The sequence below is a fragment of the Marinobacterium marinum genome, from assembly GCF_013868415.1.
GTDB lineage: Bacteria > Pseudomonadota > Gammaproteobacteria > Pseudomonadales > Balneatricaceae > Marinobacterium > Marinobacterium marinum.
The window spans coordinates 64,577-82,583 of sequence record NZ_JACEMT010000035.1 but is presented as its reverse complement, the minus strand read 5'-3'; the positions used below and the strand labels follow the sequence as shown (position 1 = coordinate 82,583).

Below are 18,007 nucleotides of genomic sequence, written 5' to 3'. Positions count from 1 at the left end.
CTGTATCTCTAATCAGGTTAGTTGACTGTTTGCGCTGCGGCAAAGAACTCGGCCAGCGTTTTACCCGGATCCTCGGCACGCATGAACGCCTCTCCTATCAGGAAGGCATTCACCTGACGCGCCTGCATGGCAGCAACATCGGCGCTGGTTAGAATACCACTTTCAGTGACCACAATGCGGTCTTCCGGAATCTGATCCAGCAGGTTAAACGTGTTATCCAGGCTGACTTCAAAGGTATGCAAATCACGGTTATTGATGCCGATCAGGCGTGTTCCAAGCGGCAGAATGCGTTGCAGTTCCTCTTCATTATGTACTTCAATCAGTACATCCATACCCAGCTCGTGCGTCAAGGCCGTCAGCTCGGCCAGCGCCCTGTCATCCAGTGCAGCCACGATCAGCAAGATGCAATCCGCACCCAAAACACGCGCTTCATACACTTGGTAGGGATCAACTATAAAGTCCTTGCGAATGACCGGCAGCGAACAGGCGGCTCGCGCCTGCTGCAGATAGGCGTCACTGCCCTGAAAAAAGTCCACATCCGTGAGCACGGACAGGCAGCTGGCGCCCCCGGCCTCGTAACCGGGCGCGATCTCGGCCGGCACAAAGGGGTCACGGATCACGCCTTTGGACGGGCTGGCCTTTTTGATTTCGGCGATCACCGCTGCACGCCCTTCGTCCAGTGCCCGCTCCAGGCTGGCAACAAAACCGCGCGGGTCGGTCGAGCCGCCCTGCTGCTCGGCAATACGCTGTTTGAGAGTTTCCAGAGACACTTGCGCCTGCCGCTCAGCCACTTCTTCATGTTTGCGCGCAATGATCTTTTTCAGAATGGTCGGGGTATTACTCATCTTGTGCCGACTCCTGCTGTTGGCTGAATGCAGCCAGTTGTTCCATTTTCTTCAGCGCCGCTCCCGAAGCGATGGCCTGCAGCGCCCGCTCAACACCTTCCTTGTGACTGTCCACCTGACCTCCGAGGTAGATTGCCGCCCCTGCATTCAGGGCGATCATGGCCGCTGCCTTGCGTGCGGCCAATTCATCGCTGTTACCAAGGGCTGCCCTGATCAGCGCCAAAGATTCGTCGGAGCTATCGACATCCAGCCCGATCAGACTCTGGCTGTCCACACCCAATGCCTCGGGGGTAATACTGTATTCGCGAATTTCACCGTCTTTCAGCTCGGCCACATGGGTATGAGTCGCCAGGCTGATTTCATCCAGGCCATCATCGGCATGCACCACCATGATGTGCTCGGCGCCCAGCTGCTGCATCACTTCCGCCATGGGACGACAGAGCTTTTTGGTAAAAACGCCGATCACTTCACGCTTGGCACCTGCCGGGTTGGTCATCGGACCAAGGATATTGAACAGGGTCCTCAAACCCAGTGCGCGCCGGGCACCGATCGCATGCTTCATGGCACCGTGGTAACCGGGGGCAAACATGAAACCGACCCCCACTTCATCGATGCAGCGCGCCACCCCTTCAGCACTCAGATCCAGGTTGATACCAGCCTTTTCCAGCAGATCCGCACTGCCGCTTTTGGAAGACACACCGCGATTGCCGTGCTTGGCGATATACACGCCACAAGCTGCTGCGACAAAGGCACTGGCGGATGACACATTGAACAGGTTGGCACCATCTCCCCCCGTGCCCACAATATCCACCAGAGGTCCTCGGCTCGGGCACACTGGTGTCGCCAGTTCACGCATGACCTGCGCAGCGCCGGTAATTTCCTCGATCGATTCACTCTTCATCCGCAGCCCTACCAAAAAGCCCGTCACCTGGGATTCGGTACACTGCCCTGTCATCACTTGCCGCATGACCTCAACCATCTCTTCACGGCTGAGGTCGATATGGTCGACCACGCGGGCCAACGCTTGCTGAATATTCATTCCGTGTCTCCTGTTGATAACGGGTTAGACTTGCTGCAGAAAGTTGTCCAGCAGCTGATGGCCCTGCCGAGTCAGCACAGACTCGGGGTGAAACTGAACCCCCTGTATGGGTAGCTCTCGATGCCGAATCGCCATGATTTCATCCGGCTGTCCCTGCTGGCCGGTGGTCCAGGCCGTCACTTCCAGACAGTCCGGCAACGTTTCCGGATTCAGCAACAGCGAGTGATAACGGGTCACTTCCAATGGCTGGTCGAGCCCCTGAAACACGCCGCTCTCCACATGCTCAATCAGGGAAGTTTTACCGTGCATCACCTGGCGAGCCCGCACGACCTCGGCCCCAAACGCCTGACCAATGCTCTGATGGCCCAGGCATACCCCGAGAATCGGCAGTTGACCGGCAAAGTGCTGAATGGCTGAAATCGAAACCCCGGCCTCGTCGGGCGTACAGGGGCCGGGCGATATCACCAGATGAGAGGGCTTTAGTGCGGCAATCTGTTCCACCGTTATCGCATTATTGCGATACACCTGCACCGGCATCCCCAGCTCCTGAAAGTAACGCTCCAGGTTCCAGGTAAAACTGTCGAAATTATCAATCAGCAGCAGCACGTTGACGCCCCGCTGTTCGATGTAATTGTGTCTTCATTGCTCGTACCTTTCGCTACCCCAGTCGCCGTGCCAACACTCAAGGCCCGCACAGACCGTCCGGATCATCATACAGCAAGCGAATGTAATAGCGAACTGATACACGTAATGGATTTTATCACCGCCTGCGGCACGACGACACCTCGATGTTTCTGCTAGAGTAAACCGTTTAACATCCCCTCAAGACCCGCCATGACCCAACCTCAATCCTTGCCCATCGACGCTCTTCTGGACCCTATTCGTCAGACCTTGAGCCAACATGACGAACTGATTCTCGAAGCGCCTCCCGGTGCCGGCAAAACCACTCGTGTGCCCCTGGCCCTGCTGAACCAGCCCTGGCTGGGCGACCAGAAAATCATCATGCTGGAACCCCGGCGACTGGCAGCCAAGGCCGCCGCACAAAGGCTGTCCGAACAGCTCGGCGAATCCTTGGGCCAGACCGTTGGCTACCGCATCCGCCTGGAAAGCAAAGTCAGTGCCGCCACTCGCATTGAGGTCATTACCGAAGGCATTCTGTCTCGCATGCTGCAGGATGATCCGGGGCTCGCAGGCGTGGGCCTGATCATTTTTGATGAATTCCATGAACGCAGCCTGGACGGCGATACCGCTCTGGCGCTGGCACTGCAGGGACGCGAACTGCTGCGTGAAGGCCCCCCCTTGAAGCTGCTGCTGATGTCCGCAACGCTGGATGGCGAGAGTCTGTCCGTGATTCTGGGCAACGCTCCCGTCGTGCGCAGCGAAGGTCGAGCCCACCCGGTCGAACTGATCTACTCCCGCCCCAACCGCACCGACAGCCCGATCGAAGAGCGCGTTGCACGCTGCATCGCCCATGCACTGGAGCAGCACAAGGGAAGCCTGCTCGTATTCCTTCCTGGTCAGGGTGAAATTCGTCGAGTAATGACACTGTTGGATAGCACCCTGCCAACAGACCCTGACCGCCAGATTACCCCGCTGTATGGCGATCTGTCGCTGCAGGAACAACAACAGGCCATTGATGTACCGGAACCGGGCCTGCGCAAGGTTGTACTGGCCACGGCTATTGCGGAGACCAGTCTGACCATTGAAGGAGTGGAGGCAGTCATCGACTCGGGGCTCAGTCGCCAGGCCCGCTTCGATCCCGGCAGCGGCATGACTCGGCTGCTGACGACCCGCGTTTCCGCCGCCACCGCCATTCAGCGAGCCGGGCGGGCCGGGCGTCTGGGCCCTGGAACCTGCTACCGCCTCTGGTCAGAGCAGCAGCAGGAATTGCTGGAGCCCCAACCTCCTGCCGAGATTCTGCATGCCGATCTGGCCCCTTTGGCGCTGCAACTCCTGCGCTGGGGCGTCAACAGCCCGGATGAACTGTGCTGGATTACCCCCCCACCGCAAGCTCCCTACCATCAGGCTCTGGACCTGCTACACCAACTCGGTGCAGTCGAATCACTGGCCGCCGGCCGATTTCGATTGACGACCCACGGCGAACGAATGGCGGAACTGCCCACGCATCCTCGCCTGGCTCACCTTCTGTTGTGCGGTGCCCGCTATGGGCAAATCGATCTGGCTGCCGATATCGCCGCTCTGCTGTCAGAGCGCGATCCGCTCAAGACATCTCAGGCCGACCTGCAGCTGCGCCTGGAATGGCTGAACGCGGCCGGGCACTCCGGCACCAACCAGCGCCTGCGCCGTATGGCGCACCAGTTCCGGGCACTCTGCCCGCGCTCCAAGACTGACGTCACCCCAGGACTCGCCCAGCAGGATGTACCGGGGTTTCTAATTGCCTGTGCCTATCCCGATCGCATTGCGCGCCAGCGCGAACAGCATTCTAACCAGTATCGCCTGAGCCAGGGGCGCGGCGCACAGTTGGGTACACAAGATCGCCTCGGTCGCCACGACTGGCTGGCCATTGCAGCCCTGAGCAGCCGCCAGGACAGTGCCACCGACACGATTCGTTTGGCCGTGGCACTGAATCCGGCCTTGTTCGATACCTGTCTGGCCGACCTGCAGCAACGCGAGCAGGTCATTGAATGGGATACTCGGCAGGATCGCCTGATTGCCGGACAACATACTCGGGTCGGTCGACTGACAGTGCGCTACGAGCCAAACCCGCACCCTGATCCGGATCAGCGCACGGCCGCACTGGTGAACCGGGTGCGACAACAGGGACTGTCACTGTTGCACAGGGATGAAGCCTGCGAGCGCCTTCGGCAGCGAGTCAGCTTCGTGCGCTGTCACGACCCCGAGCCGAAGCGCTGGCCCGATTGGTCCGACACGGCACTGCTGGAGACTCTGGAGGAATGGCTGCCTCCCTGGCTGGAAGGCATCAGCAAGGGCAGTGATTTTGCGCGCCTGAGTCTGGCAACGATCCTGCGCAGCCGGCTGGACTGGTCGCTGCAACAGGAACTGGACACACTGGCGCCCGAGCGCATGCAAGTGCCGTCAGGCTCCAGCATCCGGATCGATTACAGCAAGCCTCATCCGGTATTGGCGGTCAAGCTGCAAGAGATGTTCGGTTGTACCGATACTCCGACGCTGGGCTTCAAGGTGCCGGTACTCCTGCACCTGCTGTCACCGGCACAGCGCCCCCTTCAAGTCACCCGAGATCTGGCCGGTTTCTGGCAGGGCAGCTATGCCGACGTACGCAAGGAGATGAAGGGGCGCTACCCCAAACATCCCTGGCCGGAAGACCCCGCGCAGGCGCTGCCAACGGCTCGCACCAAGCGCGCCACTCACTCCTGAACCGATTCGGCCTTCGGCAGCTCAATCCAGAAGGTGCTGCCAGCTCCAGGGGTACTCTGGTACCCCAGACCGCCCTGCATCAGCTCGACCAGCTGCTTGCTGATACTGAGTCCGATACCGGTGCCCGGTATGGCGCTGTTCTCATATCCCAGACGGCTGAAGGGGCGGAACAGCTCCGCCTGCCGGTCCGGCTCGATGCCGGTTCCTGTATCGATGACATTTAGACGTATCCGCCCTTCCAGCGATACACCCTCCACCCACACCTGTCCACCCGGATGGTTGTACTTGATGGCATTGGACAACAGGTTCAACAATACCTGGCTCAACCGGTTGGTATCCGCCTGCACATACAGCTCCCGCCCCTTCTTGAACGCCAGCAGCTGAACCCGACTCTCTGCCGCCATCGGTTCAAGCATCCGCAGGCAGGCATCCACCACATCGGCCAGGTACACCGGCTCAGGGTGTACGCGAATCTGTTCGGACTGTACCTGTGCCAGGTCGAGTACATCATTAATCAGTCGCAACAGGTGCTCGGACGCACGCAGAATTTCATCCACACAGGCCTGCTCATCCTCTCCCGGCTGATCACTGGCCCGAAGCAATTGCGCGAAACCGATCACCGACGAAAGCGGCGTGCGTAACTCATGGCTGACACTGGACAGAAAACTGTTGCGAGCCGCGCTGGCACGTCCCAGCGTCGCCCCCATACGCACCACGGCATCAGCGCTCTGCTGCAGTTCCCTCAGCTCGAAATGCAGACGCGGCTGTTCGTAGCGTTCCTGCGCAATTTCCGACAGCACCCGATTCAGCGTCGCCAGAGGGGCCGAAACCGCTCGACTCAGCCAAACTGAACGACGCCAGGTGTAACCGAAAAACAGCAGGTAAAAGAACACCAGCCCGACGATCAGCAGGTAGCCCACCATGCGAAAGTGCTGCGCCAGTTCATCCACCGAACGGTAAATGGAGGCCTCGTCCACAATGGTCAGCAATTGCCAGCCCGCAATATTTACTTCACTCCAGGCGACACGCTTGGACTGCCCATTGAGAACCACTATGCCCTGTCCTTCAGGGGCGTCCTGCATCCTTTCGGCCAGATCCGCCGTATCCGGTCGCAGGCGAAAATTGAACGGCTCGGGCTTGAAGCGCTTTTTGGGCATGGCGCCATAATGAGGCACGACCGTTAGCTCCTCCAACCCGAAATCGCGCTCGCCCCGCGGCGGCAACGCCATGATGATACCTTCACGGTTGATCAGCACCGCATAACCGCCCCAGGGAATATCCAGCTGCTGAATCTGTCGCACCACCGTTGCCACGGTGACATCCACACCGACCACGCCCTCCAGGAAGTCACCCCGATACACCGGCGCGACAGCCGAAGTCATCCAGCCCAGACCTGCGGGGTCGATATAGACATCGGTCCACATGACCGAACGATCAGGGTTATGGGTAGAGTCCGCTGCGTAGTAAAAAGGGTAATCCGCAGCCCAGCTGTCGGCATCATACCGCGTGGAAGTGTCGAACCAGGGGTAGATGCGGTTGTAACCGTCCCAGCTGTTGAAATAAACCGCATTGATCATCGGCTGGATACGCATCAGATCCAGCATCAACGGGTCCAGCGACTCCAGCCGATATACCTTGTCCATGTCCTGCTGCTGCGGCGGCGTCACGGTCGAGTAAAAAGATGCCGCCCGACCATCATTCTCCGGGCTGAACAGCACTCCCGATTCGTTACGCACATAACGTCCCAGCCCCTGCTCCGGGGCCGGAGCCATCAGCGCTCGCAAGGTCGCCTGCCGATAAAGATCGACCAGACCGGTGGCACTTTCCACCATGCCGTTGATCACATTGACTTCAAGCCGTGCCGTGTTGAGCAACTGCGCGTCCGCCTGGTCGCGCAGCAGATCGATATTGGCCTCACGGATATAACCGCTGGAGATCAGATACACACCGACCAGCAGAGTTTCCACCAGCAACAGAGGAATCAGAGCGGAGCGCACCAGCGCCCGCCACATCCAGCGCTGGGTACTCAACAACCCCGTTGCGGCGAGCCCGGTCGACACTTTCGACATCAAGCGTCCCCGGCACACAGCTCCACTTCATGCATTTCCAGTCCGCCACCGGCTCCGAAGGCCTCCTTCGGCAGCGACTGCTCCCGGTGGGCACGCTTGAAGTCTTCCGACGATACCCAGGCCTCAAAGGCCCCCTTGTCACGCCAGTGCGTCATCACCACCCATGGACAACCTTCGTTGGCTGGGCGCATAACTTCAAGACGCACAAAGCCGGGCTGCTGTTCAACCTGCCCGGCACGTTGACGAAAACGCTCGGCAAAGGCCTCTTCATACCCGCTGTTGACCATGATTCTGTTAGCTACAACGAACATATCGATCTCCCGCTGACTGACTATTGATCAGTCTATCAAAGATTCGGGGAAAACCGCTCAGGAGGGGTCGAAGAAACAGCAAGGAGAGGGGGGAATAAAGACCGGCACAGAACGTGCCGGTCGGAGGCATCAGCCGTGAACGATGGATACGTCCTCGGCCTGGAGTCCTTTGTCGCTTTCACGCACACTGAAGCGCACCTGCTGCCCTTCGTTCAGGGAGCGGTGACCACGACCGCGGATATTGCGGAAATGTACAAACACGTCATCCCCGTTGTCACGGGTGATAAAACCAAACCCCTTGGAGACGTTGAACCATTTGACGACTCCCAATTCCCGGGTGTCGTTGGCATCATCCTGCTCGACCTCTGCTGCAGACGGAACCGCTGCAGGTCGGGCCGCCGGACGGGCTGCGTTTGACGGCCAGGCTGCCGCCAGGGTAACAATGAAAACAACTGCAGCGATCACTGCCAGCACCGGCAGGGTAAAACCGATATCGATGGACGCCGTTTTTTGCAGTAGAAAAGGAATAACAAAGGCGGCCAGCACACTGGCCAGTACACTCTTGATTAACTGGTTACCAATCATTGATATTCTCTGTAATTGACTAAGGTATTGATCATGAAGGTGCGCAAATGGTCGATCAACCGCGCACTAGCTCAGCAGGTATACTGTATTCACCGTTTTTTTTCAATGGCTCGGCGAGAGGCGGCTTTTCGTCAACGTCGCTATCGTCTATGCTTCGGACCCACCTCTAGCGACAGGACTGAAACCGACATGCCCAACCATGAGACCCTTGCCGGGCTGGAATCCCGTATCGCCTTTCAGGAAGATGCCATTGACAAGCTCAGCGATATGGTTGCCCGTCAGGAAATGGATATCGAACGCCTGACCCGCATGGTCAAGATTCTGAATGCTCAGCTGCGCGAACTGGGCCCCCAGGGCGATGCTCCCGCAGCCGACGTTGCCCCGCCTCATTATTAAACCGGTCGGCACCCGACAGTCGCCTCAGTCGCTGTCCAGCGCCTTGAGGGCATAAATATCATAGCGACTGGACTTGCCCTCCACCGTATAACTCGGTGCCGGGCCTGCGATCGTCGGGGCCTTGCGCGCCCGCTTGACCACAACACGACAGCGAGCCACCGCCAGCGCCGCCGCCAACAGCGCCTGATCATCACTGTCGTACCCCACCAGTTCACGAAAGGCCAGCATCTCCTTTTTCACCTGCGCTTTCTTGTCCGTATGCGGAAACATCGGGTCCAGGTAGATCAGGTCCGGCACCTCGGCTTCGGCACAATGCTGCAGCCACTGTTGCGCATCGGCCTGCTCCAGCGTCATCCGCGTCAGAATATCGACCAGCTCCGGATTACCCGCAGCCTGCCCCAGTCCTGACTCCAACAGTGCATGAACGACCGGAGAGCGCTCCAGCATGTGCACGCGACACCCCAGCGTTGCCAGCACAAAGGCATCTCGCCCCAGCCCGGCTGTCGCATCCAGAATAGATGGCCGGATACCGGCTTTGAGTCCGCAGGCCTTGGCGATCAACTGCCCGGTACCACCACCGAACTGGCGCCGGTGCGCCACCGCTCCGCCAGTGAAATCGGCCTTGACTGGTCCCGGACGCTTGGGGCCGGTCGCACACAGGGAAACTTCGCCAGCCGACACCAACAGAACCTGCCCCCGGAGTTCCGCCCGGCTCAGATCCGGCTGCGCCAGCAGAGGCAACTCCAGCCTCTGTGCCAGCGCTGCGGCCTGAGCTTCGTCACTCGGGCTCGCCCACCCCACCGCCAGATTCATGATGCACTCCCCGGCACGGCGAAGTAGACGGCCAGCAGCAAAACGCCCAGCAGCAGACGATAAATCACAAACGGCTTCATACCGACGCGGTCCAGCCACTTGAGGAACAGGTGAATACAGGCCACGGCGCTCAGGGCCGCAATCAGTGTACCGACCCCCACATGCAGCCAGTGAGCACTGTTGCCTTCCTGATAGAGTTCAAGCCCTTTCAATGAGCCGGCACCCAGAATGACCGGTATCGACAGCAGAAACGAAAACCGGGCCGCACTCTGGCGGTCAAAGCCGAGCATCAACGCAGCCGTGATGGTGATACCCGAACGCGATGTCCCCGGAATCAGTGCCAGCGCCTGCGCCAGACCGATCATGCAGGCATCGCGCACCCCCAAAGACTCGGTCGTACGCTGCTCGGTTCGCCGCAGGTCGGCCCAGGCCAGAAGGACACCAAAAATCAGCGTGGTGCCCGCAATCACCAGGATCGAGCGACCATAGAGGTCAACCAGCCCGCCCATCAGAAACCCCGCCGCCAGCGCCGGCAGCGTTGCCAATATGACCAGCCAGGACAGACGCCCCTCCGCATCCATGTTGCCGCTCAATGAGCGCTTCCAGGCCTTCGCCAGTGTCAGCAGCTCATGACGGAAATAGAAAATCACCGCGCCCAACGTACCAACATGCACGCCGACATCAAATGCCAGCCCCTGATCGTCCCACCCCATCAGCTGGGACGGCAGAATCAGATGCGCCGAACTGGAGATGGGCAGAAACTCGGTCAGTCCCTGAATAATCGCCAGAAAGAACGTCTGGATCCATTCACTGAAGTTCACTGTTGATCCTTTTTCTTCCAGGCGACTTGATCACGCAGGTAAACCGGCTGCGCATCATCCGGAGCCATAGCCTCGCCCCGCTCCACCGCCGTAACGGCCAAGCGTGCCATCGCCTCGGCCTGCGGATACACATCAGTCATGCAGGTCAGGATACGACCGGTCAGCTGATCCGACATGTGTTCACGATAGCGCCAGCCACTGCCCAGCGCGGTAAAACCTTCAGCCGAGCAGGCATCTGGTAACACAACTGCAGCAGGCGCGGATACCTGCTCTTCCAATAACGCTTCGACACGGTCTCCCTCACGCCGCCAGGCGCTCCAGTAAACCTCATCCATGCGAGCATCCAGCGCAGTCAGCAGACAACTACCCTCTGCCACATCGGCAGCAAAGGCCATCGCTTCCAGAGTGGATACCGGCACGACCGGCACATCCGCTGCCAGTGCCAGCCCCTGTGCCGCACCAGTCGCAATGCGAATGCCGGCAAAAGAGCCCGGACCGCGCCCAAATGCAATGGCATCCAGTGTATTCAGCGCAATATCAGCCTCCGCCAGTAACGCTTCGACCATCGGTAACAACAGGTGAGTGTGGCGACGCGGCTCAATCGTGAAACGCTGCAACATGCGCCCGTTAAGCAGCAGAGCCGCTGAACAGGCATCGGTGGACGTATCCAGGGCGAGAATATTGGACATGGGACTCTCGGTCAGTATGAAAACGCAGCTATTGTAATAACAGTGAGGTGACAATGCATCCGCCTGATCGACACGCCCTTGGGACGCCATCGATCGCGGCGATCCAGACAGCCGATTACAGCAGCGCTTCTCCCCAGCGCGGCAGCAATGTCTGCTCGAAGCCCAGTTGAGACAATAATCGGGCAACAATAAAATCCACCATTGCTTCCACCGACTGGGGACGCTGATAAAAGCCCGGGCTCGCCGGCACCACCACCGCTCCCATTCGCGTCAGTTTCAGCATATGTTCCAGGTGAATCTCGGAGTAGGGAGCCTCACGCGGTACCAGCAGCAGCTGACGCCGCTCCTTGAGCGCAACATCGGCAGCCCGCTCAATCAGATTATTGCTGGCACCACAGGCAATGGCCGACAGAGTGCCGGTGCTGCAGGGACACACCACCATGGCACCGGGCGCACCGGACCCGGAAGCAACCGGTGCCATCCATTGCTCGCGGCCATAGACCTTGATCTGTCCCGAACGGGCATCAAGGTGCTCGCTCAGAAACCTTTCCATCGCCTCCGGTGCGCCCGGCAGCTTCAAATCGGTCTCTGTCGCGATCACCACCTGGGCGGCCCGAGACACCATCAGCAGAACCTGCACCTCCAGCTGCACCAGACACTGCAGCAAGCGCAGCCCGTACTGAACCCCGGACGCCCCCGTAATCGCCAGGGTTACCCGGCGTGAAAAGCCCGCTTCACGCGCATCAGACTCAAAGGACATGGATCGATTCCCGCTGCTCCAGCGCTTTCAACAATTTCTGATGGATGCCGCCAAATCCGCCATTGCTCATTACCACGATCTGCGCTCCGCAAGGAACCTCGCCGACCAGACGATTGACCAGAGCATCGATACGCGTTTCCAGCCGCGCCGGCACCGGGCTCTGGGCGACAACCTCATCCAGAGACCAGTCCATGCCTTCCGGCTGATACCAGTACACCCGATCAGCCGATTCGGTCGCCGCGGCCAGAGCCGACTTGTGAGCCCCCAGACGCATGGTGTTGGAGCGAGGCTCGATCACGGCAACCACTTCCGCCCGCTCCCCTACCCTCGCCTTGATACCTTCCAGCGTGGTCTGTATCGCCGTGGGATGATGGGCAAAGTCATCATATACGGTAATGCCCGCGACCTCTCCCAACCGCTCCATGCGTCTTTTGACGCCACCGAAACAGCTCAGGGCCTCAATGGCATGCTCGGGCCGCACCCCGACATGACGGGCCGCCACCAGTGCATTGATGCCGTTACTGACATTATGCAGCCCGGTCAGGGGCCAGCACACTTCGCCCAGTTTTTCCCCTTCATGCTGTACGGCAAAGTGACTGCCGTCTTCACTGAGCAGTTGCGCCGACCAGGCCGCTCGCCGGTCAAAACCGGTCAGAACCTGTTCACTCCAGCACCCCGCCTCAATCACCTCGTCCAGCGCTTCGGAATCCGCCGGCATGATGACCTGGCCATTGTCCGGAACCAGCCGAACCAGATGATGAAACTGACGCTGAATGGCTGCCAGGTCCGGGAAAATATCGGCATGGTCAAATTCAAGATTGTTCAGTACCAGAGTGCGCGGGTTGTAATGCACAAATTTGGAGCGCTTGTCGAAAAAGGCCGTGTCATACTCATCGGCTTCGATGACAAAGAAAGGTGTTTCTCCCAGGCGGGCCGAGGTGTCAAACCCCAGCGGAATCCCCCCGATCAGATAACCGGGGGCCATGCCGGCCTGTTCCAGAATCCAGGCCAGCATGGTCGCGGTCGTGGTTTTGCCGTGCGTACCCGCCACCGCCAGCACCCAGCGGTCCGCCAGCAAGTGGTCATGCAGCCACTGCGGGCCGGATGTATAGCGCATGTTGCGCTGCAACATATATTCGACACAGGGGTTGCCGCGAGACATGGCATTGCCGACCACGATCAAGTCCGGCTGTGGTTCCAGCTGCTTCGGATCGTAGCCTTCGATCAGCTCGATGCCCTGCTGTTCCAGCTGGGTACTCATGGGCGGGTAGACATTGGCATCCGAACCCGTCACCCGATGACCCAGCTGTTTGGCCAGCACGGCCAGAGAGCCCATGAAGGTTCCACAGATTCCGAGAATATGGATGTGCACCTCGGTACTCCTTTCTGTTTGGGGATTGATCCATCATATCAGGTCATTGACACGAAAACCGCACCACTGCGGGTCATGCAAAACACCCCTCAATGGCGTACAATCCAATTGTCTTTTTCAGCGGATCAAACCAAAGGCCGAATTCACCCATGCAGCTGCTCAGCAACCACCTGAAACACAACAACACCGATTCCGAACTCGTCGAACTGATCGACACCCTGATGATCGCCTGTAAGGAGATCGCCCTGCAACTGCGTGAAGGCGCTCTGGCCGGTGTACTGGGCACGACCGAAGACACCAATGTGCAGGGAGAAACCCAGAAAAAACTGGATGTTATCTCCAACGATGTCCTGAAGAAGGTTCTGCTGGACAACCCGCTGGTACGCGGCATCGCATCCGAAGAAGAGGACGAGCCCGTCTTCGGCAACCCCGACGGCCGCTTCCTGGTGACCTTCGATCCGCTGGACGGTTCCTCCAACATCGATATTAACGTTTCGGTCGGCACCATCTTTTCCATTCTGGAAGCGCCGGCCGATACGCCCGAGCAGTCCGTGGATATCTTCCTTCAGGCCGGTCGCAAACAGGTTGCCGCCGGTTACGTGCTGTATGGTCCGTCCGCCGTGCTGGCACTGACCACCGGCAAGGGCGTGAACATGTTTACGCTGGCACACACCGGTGATTTCCTGCTGACCCGTGAACAGGTGCAGATTCCGAACCAGACCCGCGAGTTCGCCATCAACATGTCGAACCACCGCTTCTGGGAGCCGCAGATGCGCAACTACATCGGCGACCTGCTCAAAGGGGAAGAAGGTCCCCGTGGCAAGAACTACAACATGCGCTGGATCGCTTCCATGGTCGCGGAAGTACACCGTGTCCTGACCCGTGGCGGTCTGTTCAGCTATCCCTGGGATTCGCGTGATCCATCCAAGCCGGGCAAGCTGCGCCTGATGTACGAAGGTAACCCGATGAGCCTTCTGATCGAGCAGGCCGGCGGCCTTTCCACCACCTGCTACCATGACATTCTCGATGTGGAGCCGGACCATATTCACCAGCGCGTATCCGTTGCCCTGGGCTCCAAAGAGGAAGTGGAATCGCTTCTCGAGTACCATTGCAACTGCTGATTTTCAGCGGTAAGTCGTATTCCAGCGGATGGCAGTGACGTTTATACTGCGGTCCGCTATCCGATCTGTCCTTGTAACCGATAACAGGAAAACAGCTCATGAGCTTTGAGAAAGTCCCTGCCGGCAAAGAACTGCCGAATGACCTCTATGTGATCATCGAAATTCCGGCGGAGAGCTCCCCGGTCAAGTACGAAATCGACAAAGACGCTGACGCGATCTTCGTTGACCGCTTCATGGCTGCGCCGATGTTCTACCCGGCCAACTACGGCTACATCAACAACACTCTGGCAGACGATGGCGATCCCCTGGACGTGCTGGTTCTGACGCCGCATCCGATCATGACCGGTTCCGTTATCCGTTGCCGTCCGGTTGGTGTCTTGAACATGACCGACGAAGCCGGTGGCGACGCCAAGCTGGTTGCCGTTCCGCACGAAAAGCTGAGCCAGGCATACAACGACATCCAGGATGTTGACGATATCCCGCAGCTGACCAAAGACCAGATCTCACACTTCTTCGAGAACTACAAAACGCTCGAAAAAGGCAAGTGGGTCAAGGTCGAAGGCTGGGCCAACGCTGACGCTGCCCGTGCCGAGATCGTAAAATCCGCTGCTGCGTACGAAGCGGCCAAGTAAGGCTGCTCGTCGGGGAGATGCGCCCGCTCGCATCTCCCTGCTCCCCTCTCCCGACCTCCCTTTTTTGCCCTGCCCGATCTGATACACTGCCCTCTGTCCTATAAAAACAGACAGGGAAACCGATGAAGTTCTCAGGTACCGACCGTTACGTTGCCACCGATGATCTGCAGATGGCCGTCAATGCCGCCATCACCCTGCAACGCCCGCTGCTGGTCAAGGGTGAACCCGGCACCGGCAAAACCATGTTGGCCGAGGAGCTGGCCGCCGCGCTGGGCAAACCGCTGCTGCGCTGGCACGTCAAATCCACCACCAAGGCCCAGCAGGGACTGTACGAGTACGATGCCGTTTCGCGCCTGCGTGATTCCCAGCTGGGTGACGATCGCGTTCATGATATCGCCAACTACATCCGCAAGGGCATGCTCTGGCAAGCATTCGACGCCGACGAACAGGTCGTACTGCTGATCGACGAAATCGACAAGGCCGATATCGAGTTCCCCAACGATCTGCTGACCGAACTCGACAAGATGGAGTTCGATGTCTACGAGACCGGCGAACGCATTGCCGCCAGAAAACGCCCCATCGTGATCATCACCAGTAACAACGAGAAAGAGCTGCCGGACGCCTTCCTGCGCCGTTGCTTCTTCCATTACATCGCCTTCCCTGACTCGGATACCCTGAAGTCCATCGTCGACGTTCACTTCCCGCAGATCGAGCAGAAACTGGTGCGCGAGGCACTGGAGATTTTCTTCCGTCTGCGTGACGTGCCGGGGCTGAAAAAGAAACCGTCCACATCCGAGCTGATCGACTGGCTCAAACTGCTGCTGGCCGACCGCATTCCCACCGATGTGCTGGCAAACCGGGACCCGGCCAGCGCCATGCCGCCGCTGTACGGCGCGCTGCTGAAAAACGAGCAGGATGTACACATGTTGCAGCGCCTGGCCTTCATGACCCGCCGCGGAGCACGCTAATGCTGATCAACCTGTTCACCCATCTGCGCCAGGGACAGGTTCCGGTGTCGCTGCGCGAGCTGCTCGACCTGATCGGCGCACTGGAGCAGCGCGTAGCCTGCCTGGATGTGAACGACTTCTACCTGCTTGCTCGTGCCTGCATGGTCAAGGATGAAAAATACTATGATCGCTTCGACCGCGCCTTCGGCCAGTATTTCGAAGGTCTGCAGGCCCAGGGCGACATCACCGATGCCCTGATTCCATCACACTGGCTCGACAGCGACTTTCTCAAACAGCTCAGTGACGAGGAAAAGGCACAGATCGAAGCACTGGGAGGGCTGGACAAACTGCTGGATACGCTGAAACAGCGTCTGGAAGAGCAGCAGGAACGCCACTCCGGCGGCAACAAATGGGTGGGGACCGGCGGTACCTCTCCCTTCGGTCACAGCGGCTACAACCCGGAAGGGATTCGTATCGGCGGCGAAAGCAAACACAAACGCGCGGTAAAAGTCTGGGAGAAGCGGGAGTTTCGCAATCTGGACGACAGTGTGGAGTTGGGCACCCGCAACATCAAGGTCGCCCTGCGCAAGCTGCGCAAATTCGCTCGTACCGGCGCCGCCGACCAGCTGGACCTGGATGACACCATCCGCTCCACCGCCCGCAATGCGGGACTGCTGGATCTGAAAATGGTGCCCGAACGTCACAACGCCGCCAAAGTTCTTCTGTTTCTCGATGTGGGCGGCTCCATGGATCCGTTCATCCGCACCTGCGAAGAGCTGTTCTCCGCCGCTCGCACCGAATTCAAGCACCTGGAGTATTTTTACTTTCACAACTGCGTGTACGAAAAGGTCTGGCGCGACAACCGCCGCCGTTATGATGAGGCGATCCCAACGCTGGATGTACTACACACCTATGGACGTGACTACCGCGTAATCTTCATCGGTGATGCCGCCATGTCACCCTATGAGCTGATTGACCGTTACGGCAGTGTCGAGCACATGAACGAAGAACCGGGGCAGCTTTGGTTGCAGCGCATTCTGGATACCTGGGACAAGGTCATCTGGCTCAACCCCGCTTCCGAGCGCTACTGGAACTACACACACAGCACTCAGATGATTCAACAGCAGCTGGACAACCACATGTATCCGCTGACACTGGAAGGTATAGAAGCCGGCATCCGCTACCTGTCACGCTGAGCGGAGACCGGCCCCGATATCAACGGACGGCCTGTTGCCGTGCCGATTCCTCCAGGCGTTCCACATAGGTCAGGTTGGCCTGCGCTTTCGGGTAGAAGGTCGGCGACAGGGTCAGCGCCTTCTCGAAGTACTGCTTCGCCAACGCATAACGGCCATCCAGCATGCAGACATAGCCAATATCATTGTGTGCCTGGGCCGTATCCATAACCTGCTCCAGAGCGTTCAACGCCGCCAGATAGCGCTGCTGCCGGGTGTAAACCAACCCCAGATTGCGCCATGCCTGTTCAAAATCGGACGTGACTTCCAGTGCCTTGCGAAACTCCACCCCGGCCTCCTGCCAGCGCGAATCCAGATAATAGGAGTAACCCAGATTGTTCAGCGTGTCCGCTGCAGCCGGTCGAATGCTCAGGGAGATCCGATACAGTCGCTGTGCTTCAGTGGTGTTGCCGTCCAAATCGGCCAATACCCCCAACCCGTTATAGGCTCTGGCGGGAGAGCGCGCATCGAAGTTCTGCTCCTCATCAGCATCGAAACGCTGTCGGTCCAGCGCCACCGCCCGGTTCAGATCATCTGTGGCGTCGGCATAGCGGTTATGCTTCAGGTGCAACACCCCCAACGCCGTCAGAGCGCCGATATGCTCGGGATCGATACGTAACACACTGCGCAGCGCCAGAGATGCCAGCTGCTCGTTGTCCCGCCCCAAATGGATCTGGCCAATACGGAAATATGCCATGGCACTCTCATCGTTCAACTCCAGCGCCTGTACATAGTGATACAGGGCTTCATCCGTATCGCCCCGCGCCAGCGCCTGATCTCCCATGATGACGCCCTGCCGGGCTGTATCGGCGCGGGGCAGCCCCGCATACACGGCGACAGGTTTGCCCTCGTAAAACGCCTCGTTTCCGCCATCGGCCATGTCGGCATCCATGGTGGACTGACCGGCACAGCCGCCAAGCAGCAACAGCAGCACCAGTACGCCAGCTCCGATGAAACGATCTCCTGTTCGTGTACTCATGATAGCTCCTCCCGTGGCGGTCGCTCTCGTGAGCATGGC

The 18,007-nt window shown here is 59.0% G+C and carries 18 protein-coding genes; 6 read left to right on the top strand and 12 right to left on the bottom strand.

Features of this window, described 5'->3' with window-relative positions; all coding sequences use genetic code 11:
- Positions 1-17: 17 nt before the first annotated feature.
- From trpC to H1S06_RS03535, 3 genes are read right to left on the bottom strand one after another with little or no spacing between them, the layout of a single operon-like run.
- Positions 18-845, bottom strand: a complete 828-nt coding sequence (trpC, locus tag H1S06_RS03545) for an indole-3-glycerol phosphate synthase TrpC (protein ID WP_181737311.1) — start codon at positions 843-845, stop codon at positions 18-20.
- On the bottom strand, positions 838-1,884 hold the full coding sequence (gene trpD / locus H1S06_RS03540; protein WP_181737309.1) for an anthranilate phosphoribosyltransferase: 1,047 nt from the start codon (positions 1,882-1,884) through the stop codon (positions 838-840). The genes trpC and trpD overlap by 8 nt, the downstream gene beginning before the upstream one ends.
- Before the next feature lie 24 nt (positions 1,885-1,908).
- A complete protein-coding gene (locus tag H1S06_RS03535; protein ID WP_181737307.1) occupies positions 1,909-2,490 on the bottom strand; it encodes an anthranilate synthase component II in 582 nt (193 codons plus the stop codon).
- A gap of 228 nt (positions 2,491-2,718) precedes the next feature.
- On the opposite strand from H1S06_RS03535, the gene hrpB reads away from it, so the two are divergent.
- Positions 2,719-5,241: an ATP-dependent helicase HrpB gene (hrpB, locus tag H1S06_RS03530; RefSeq protein WP_181737305.1), complete on the top strand. Its 2,523-nt coding sequence runs from the start codon at positions 2,719-2,721 to the stop codon at positions 5,239-5,241.
- Here the strand turns inward: hrpB and H1S06_RS03525 are convergent.
- From H1S06_RS03525 to H1S06_RS15655, 3 genes are all read right to left on the bottom strand, one after another.
- Positions 5,232-7,310, bottom strand: coding sequence for a sensor histidine kinase (locus H1S06_RS03525; protein WP_181737303.1), 2,079 nt, complete (start codon positions 7,308-7,310; stop codon positions 5,232-5,234). The two genes, hrpB and H1S06_RS03525, sit on opposite strands and share 10 nt — an antisense overlap.
- A complete protein-coding gene (locus tag H1S06_RS03520; RefSeq protein WP_181737301.1) occupies positions 7,310-7,621 on the bottom strand; it encodes an antibiotic biosynthesis monooxygenase family protein in 312 nt (103 codons plus the stop codon). The genes H1S06_RS03525 and H1S06_RS03520 overlap by 1 nt, the downstream gene beginning before the upstream one ends.
- 129 nt (positions 7,622-7,750) lie before the next feature.
- The gene (locus tag H1S06_RS15655) at positions 7,751-8,206 is read right to left on the bottom strand and encodes a cold-shock protein (protein WP_181737298.1); all 456 of its coding nucleotides are present in this window, start codon (positions 8,204-8,206) and stop codon (positions 7,751-7,753) included.
- 189 nt (positions 8,207-8,395) lie between these two features.
- Between H1S06_RS15655 and H1S06_RS03510 the strand changes: the two genes are divergently transcribed.
- A complete protein-coding gene (locus H1S06_RS03510) occupies positions 8,396-8,602 on the top strand; it encodes a SlyX family protein (RefSeq protein WP_181737296.1) in 207 nt (68 codons plus the stop codon).
- A gap of 24 nt (positions 8,603-8,626) precedes the next feature.
- On the opposite strand, the gene H1S06_RS03505 is transcribed toward H1S06_RS03510, so the two are convergent.
- The 5 genes from H1S06_RS03505 to mpl form a co-directional block, all read right to left on the bottom strand.
- Positions 8,627-9,415 carry a class I SAM-dependent methyltransferase gene (locus H1S06_RS03505; protein ID WP_181737294.1) on the bottom strand — a complete coding sequence of 263 codons (789 nt, stop codon included), beginning with the start codon at positions 9,413-9,415 and terminating at the stop codon, positions 8,627-8,629.
- Entirely contained in the window at positions 9,412-10,236 is an 825-nt protein-coding gene (locus tag H1S06_RS03500) for an undecaprenyl-diphosphate phosphatase (protein WP_181737292.1), read from the bottom strand. Before H1S06_RS03500 ends, H1S06_RS03505 begins: the two co-directional genes overlap by 4 nt.
- On the bottom strand, positions 10,233-10,925 hold the full coding sequence (gene tsaB, locus H1S06_RS03495) for a tRNA (adenosine(37)-N6)-threonylcarbamoyltransferase complex dimerization subunit type 1 TsaB (protein ID WP_181737290.1): 693 nt from the start codon (positions 10,923-10,925) through the stop codon (positions 10,233-10,235). Before tsaB ends, H1S06_RS03500 begins: the two co-directional genes overlap by 4 nt.
- Before the next feature lie 115 nt (positions 10,926-11,040).
- Positions 11,041-11,685: a flavin prenyltransferase UbiX gene (locus H1S06_RS03490; protein WP_181737287.1), complete on the bottom strand. Its 645-nt coding sequence runs from the start codon at positions 11,683-11,685 to the stop codon at positions 11,041-11,043.
- Positions 11,675-13,057, bottom strand: coding sequence for a UDP-N-acetylmuramate:L-alanyl-gamma-D-glutamyl-meso-diaminopimelate ligase (gene mpl / locus H1S06_RS03485; protein WP_181737285.1), 1,383 nt, complete (start codon positions 13,055-13,057; stop codon positions 11,675-11,677). The genes H1S06_RS03490 and mpl overlap by 11 nt, the downstream gene beginning before the upstream one ends.
- Before the next feature lie 149 nt (positions 13,058-13,206).
- On the opposite strand from mpl, the gene H1S06_RS03480 reads away from it, so the two are divergent.
- The 4 genes from H1S06_RS03480 to H1S06_RS03465 all read left to right on the top strand — a co-directional run bounded on the left by H1S06_RS03480 (position 13,207) and on the right by H1S06_RS03465 (position 16,953).
- On the top strand, positions 13,207-14,178 hold the full coding sequence (locus H1S06_RS03480) for a class 1 fructose-bisphosphatase (RefSeq protein ID WP_181737283.1): 972 nt from the start codon (positions 13,207-13,209) through the stop codon (positions 14,176-14,178).
- A gap of 98 nt (positions 14,179-14,276) precedes the next feature.
- Positions 14,277-14,810, top strand: a complete 534-nt coding sequence (gene ppa / locus H1S06_RS03475) for an inorganic diphosphatase (protein WP_181737281.1) — start codon at positions 14,277-14,279, stop codon at positions 14,808-14,810.
- Positions 14,811-14,932: 122 nt separating this feature from the next.
- Positions 14,933-15,778 (top strand): AAA family ATPase, encoded by an 846-nt coding sequence (locus H1S06_RS03470; protein WP_181737279.1) that lies wholly within the window; start codon positions 14,933-14,935, stop codon positions 15,776-15,778.
- Positions 15,778-16,953, top strand: a complete 1,176-nt coding sequence (locus H1S06_RS03465) for a vWA domain-containing protein (protein WP_181737277.1) — start codon at positions 15,778-15,780, stop codon at positions 16,951-16,953. Before H1S06_RS03470 ends, H1S06_RS03465 begins: the two co-directional genes overlap by 1 nt.
- Positions 16,954-16,972: 19 nt before the next feature.
- Here H1S06_RS03465 and H1S06_RS03460 read toward each other — a convergent pair whose 3' ends face one another.
- Positions 16,973-17,968: a tetratricopeptide repeat protein gene (locus H1S06_RS03460; protein WP_181737274.1), complete on the bottom strand. Its 996-nt coding sequence runs from the start codon at positions 17,966-17,968 to the stop codon at positions 16,973-16,975.
- Positions 17,969-18,007 lie beyond the last annotated feature (39 nt).

Coding starts and splice junctions, on each gene's coding strand:
- trpC (WP_181737311.1), bottom strand. CDS start 845: ATGAGTAATACCCCGACCATTCTGAAAAAGATCATTGCGCGCAAACAT.
- trpD (WP_181737309.1), bottom strand. CDS start 1,884: ATGAATATTCAGCAAGCGTTGGCCCGCGTGGTCGACCATATCGACCTC.
- hrpB (WP_181737305.1), top strand. CDS start 2,719: ATGACCCAACCTCAATCCTTGCCCATCGACGCTCTTCTGGACCCTATT.
- H1S06_RS03525 (WP_181737303.1), bottom strand. CDS start 7,310: ATGTCGAAAGTGTCGACCGGGCTCGCCGCAACGGGGTTGTTGAGTACC.
- H1S06_RS03520 (WP_181737301.1), bottom strand. CDS start 7,621: ATGTTCGTTGTAGCTAACAGAATCATGGTCAACAGCGGGTATGAAGAG.
- H1S06_RS15655 (WP_181737298.1), bottom strand. CDS start 8,206: ATGATTGGTAACCAGTTAATCAAGAGTGTACTGGCCAGTGTGCTGGCC.
- H1S06_RS03510 (WP_181737296.1), top strand. CDS start 8,396: ATGCCCAACCATGAGACCCTTGCCGGGCTGGAATCCCGTATCGCCTTT.
- H1S06_RS03505 (WP_181737294.1), bottom strand. CDS start 9,415: ATGAATCTGGCGGTGGGGTGGGCGAGCCCGAGTGACGAAGCTCAGGCC.
- tsaB (WP_181737290.1), bottom strand. CDS start 10,925: ATGTCCAATATTCTCGCCCTGGATACGTCCACCGATGCCTGTTCAGCG.
- H1S06_RS03490 (WP_181737287.1), bottom strand. CDS start 11,685: ATGTCCTTTGAGTCTGATGCGCGTGAAGCGGGCTTTTCACGCCGGGTA.
- H1S06_RS03480 (WP_181737283.1), top strand. CDS start 13,207: ATGCAGCTGCTCAGCAACCACCTGAAACACAACAACACCGATTCCGAA.
- ppa (WP_181737281.1), top strand. CDS start 14,277: ATGAGCTTTGAGAAAGTCCCTGCCGGCAAAGAACTGCCGAATGACCTC.
- H1S06_RS03470 (WP_181737279.1), top strand. CDS start 14,933: ATGAAGTTCTCAGGTACCGACCGTTACGTTGCCACCGATGATCTGCAG.
- H1S06_RS03465 (WP_181737277.1), top strand. CDS start 15,778: ATGCTGATCAACCTGTTCACCCATCTGCGCCAGGGACAGGTTCCGGTG.
- H1S06_RS03460 (WP_181737274.1), bottom strand. CDS start 17,968: ATGAGTACACGAACAGGAGATCGTTTCATCGGAGCTGGCGTACTGGTG.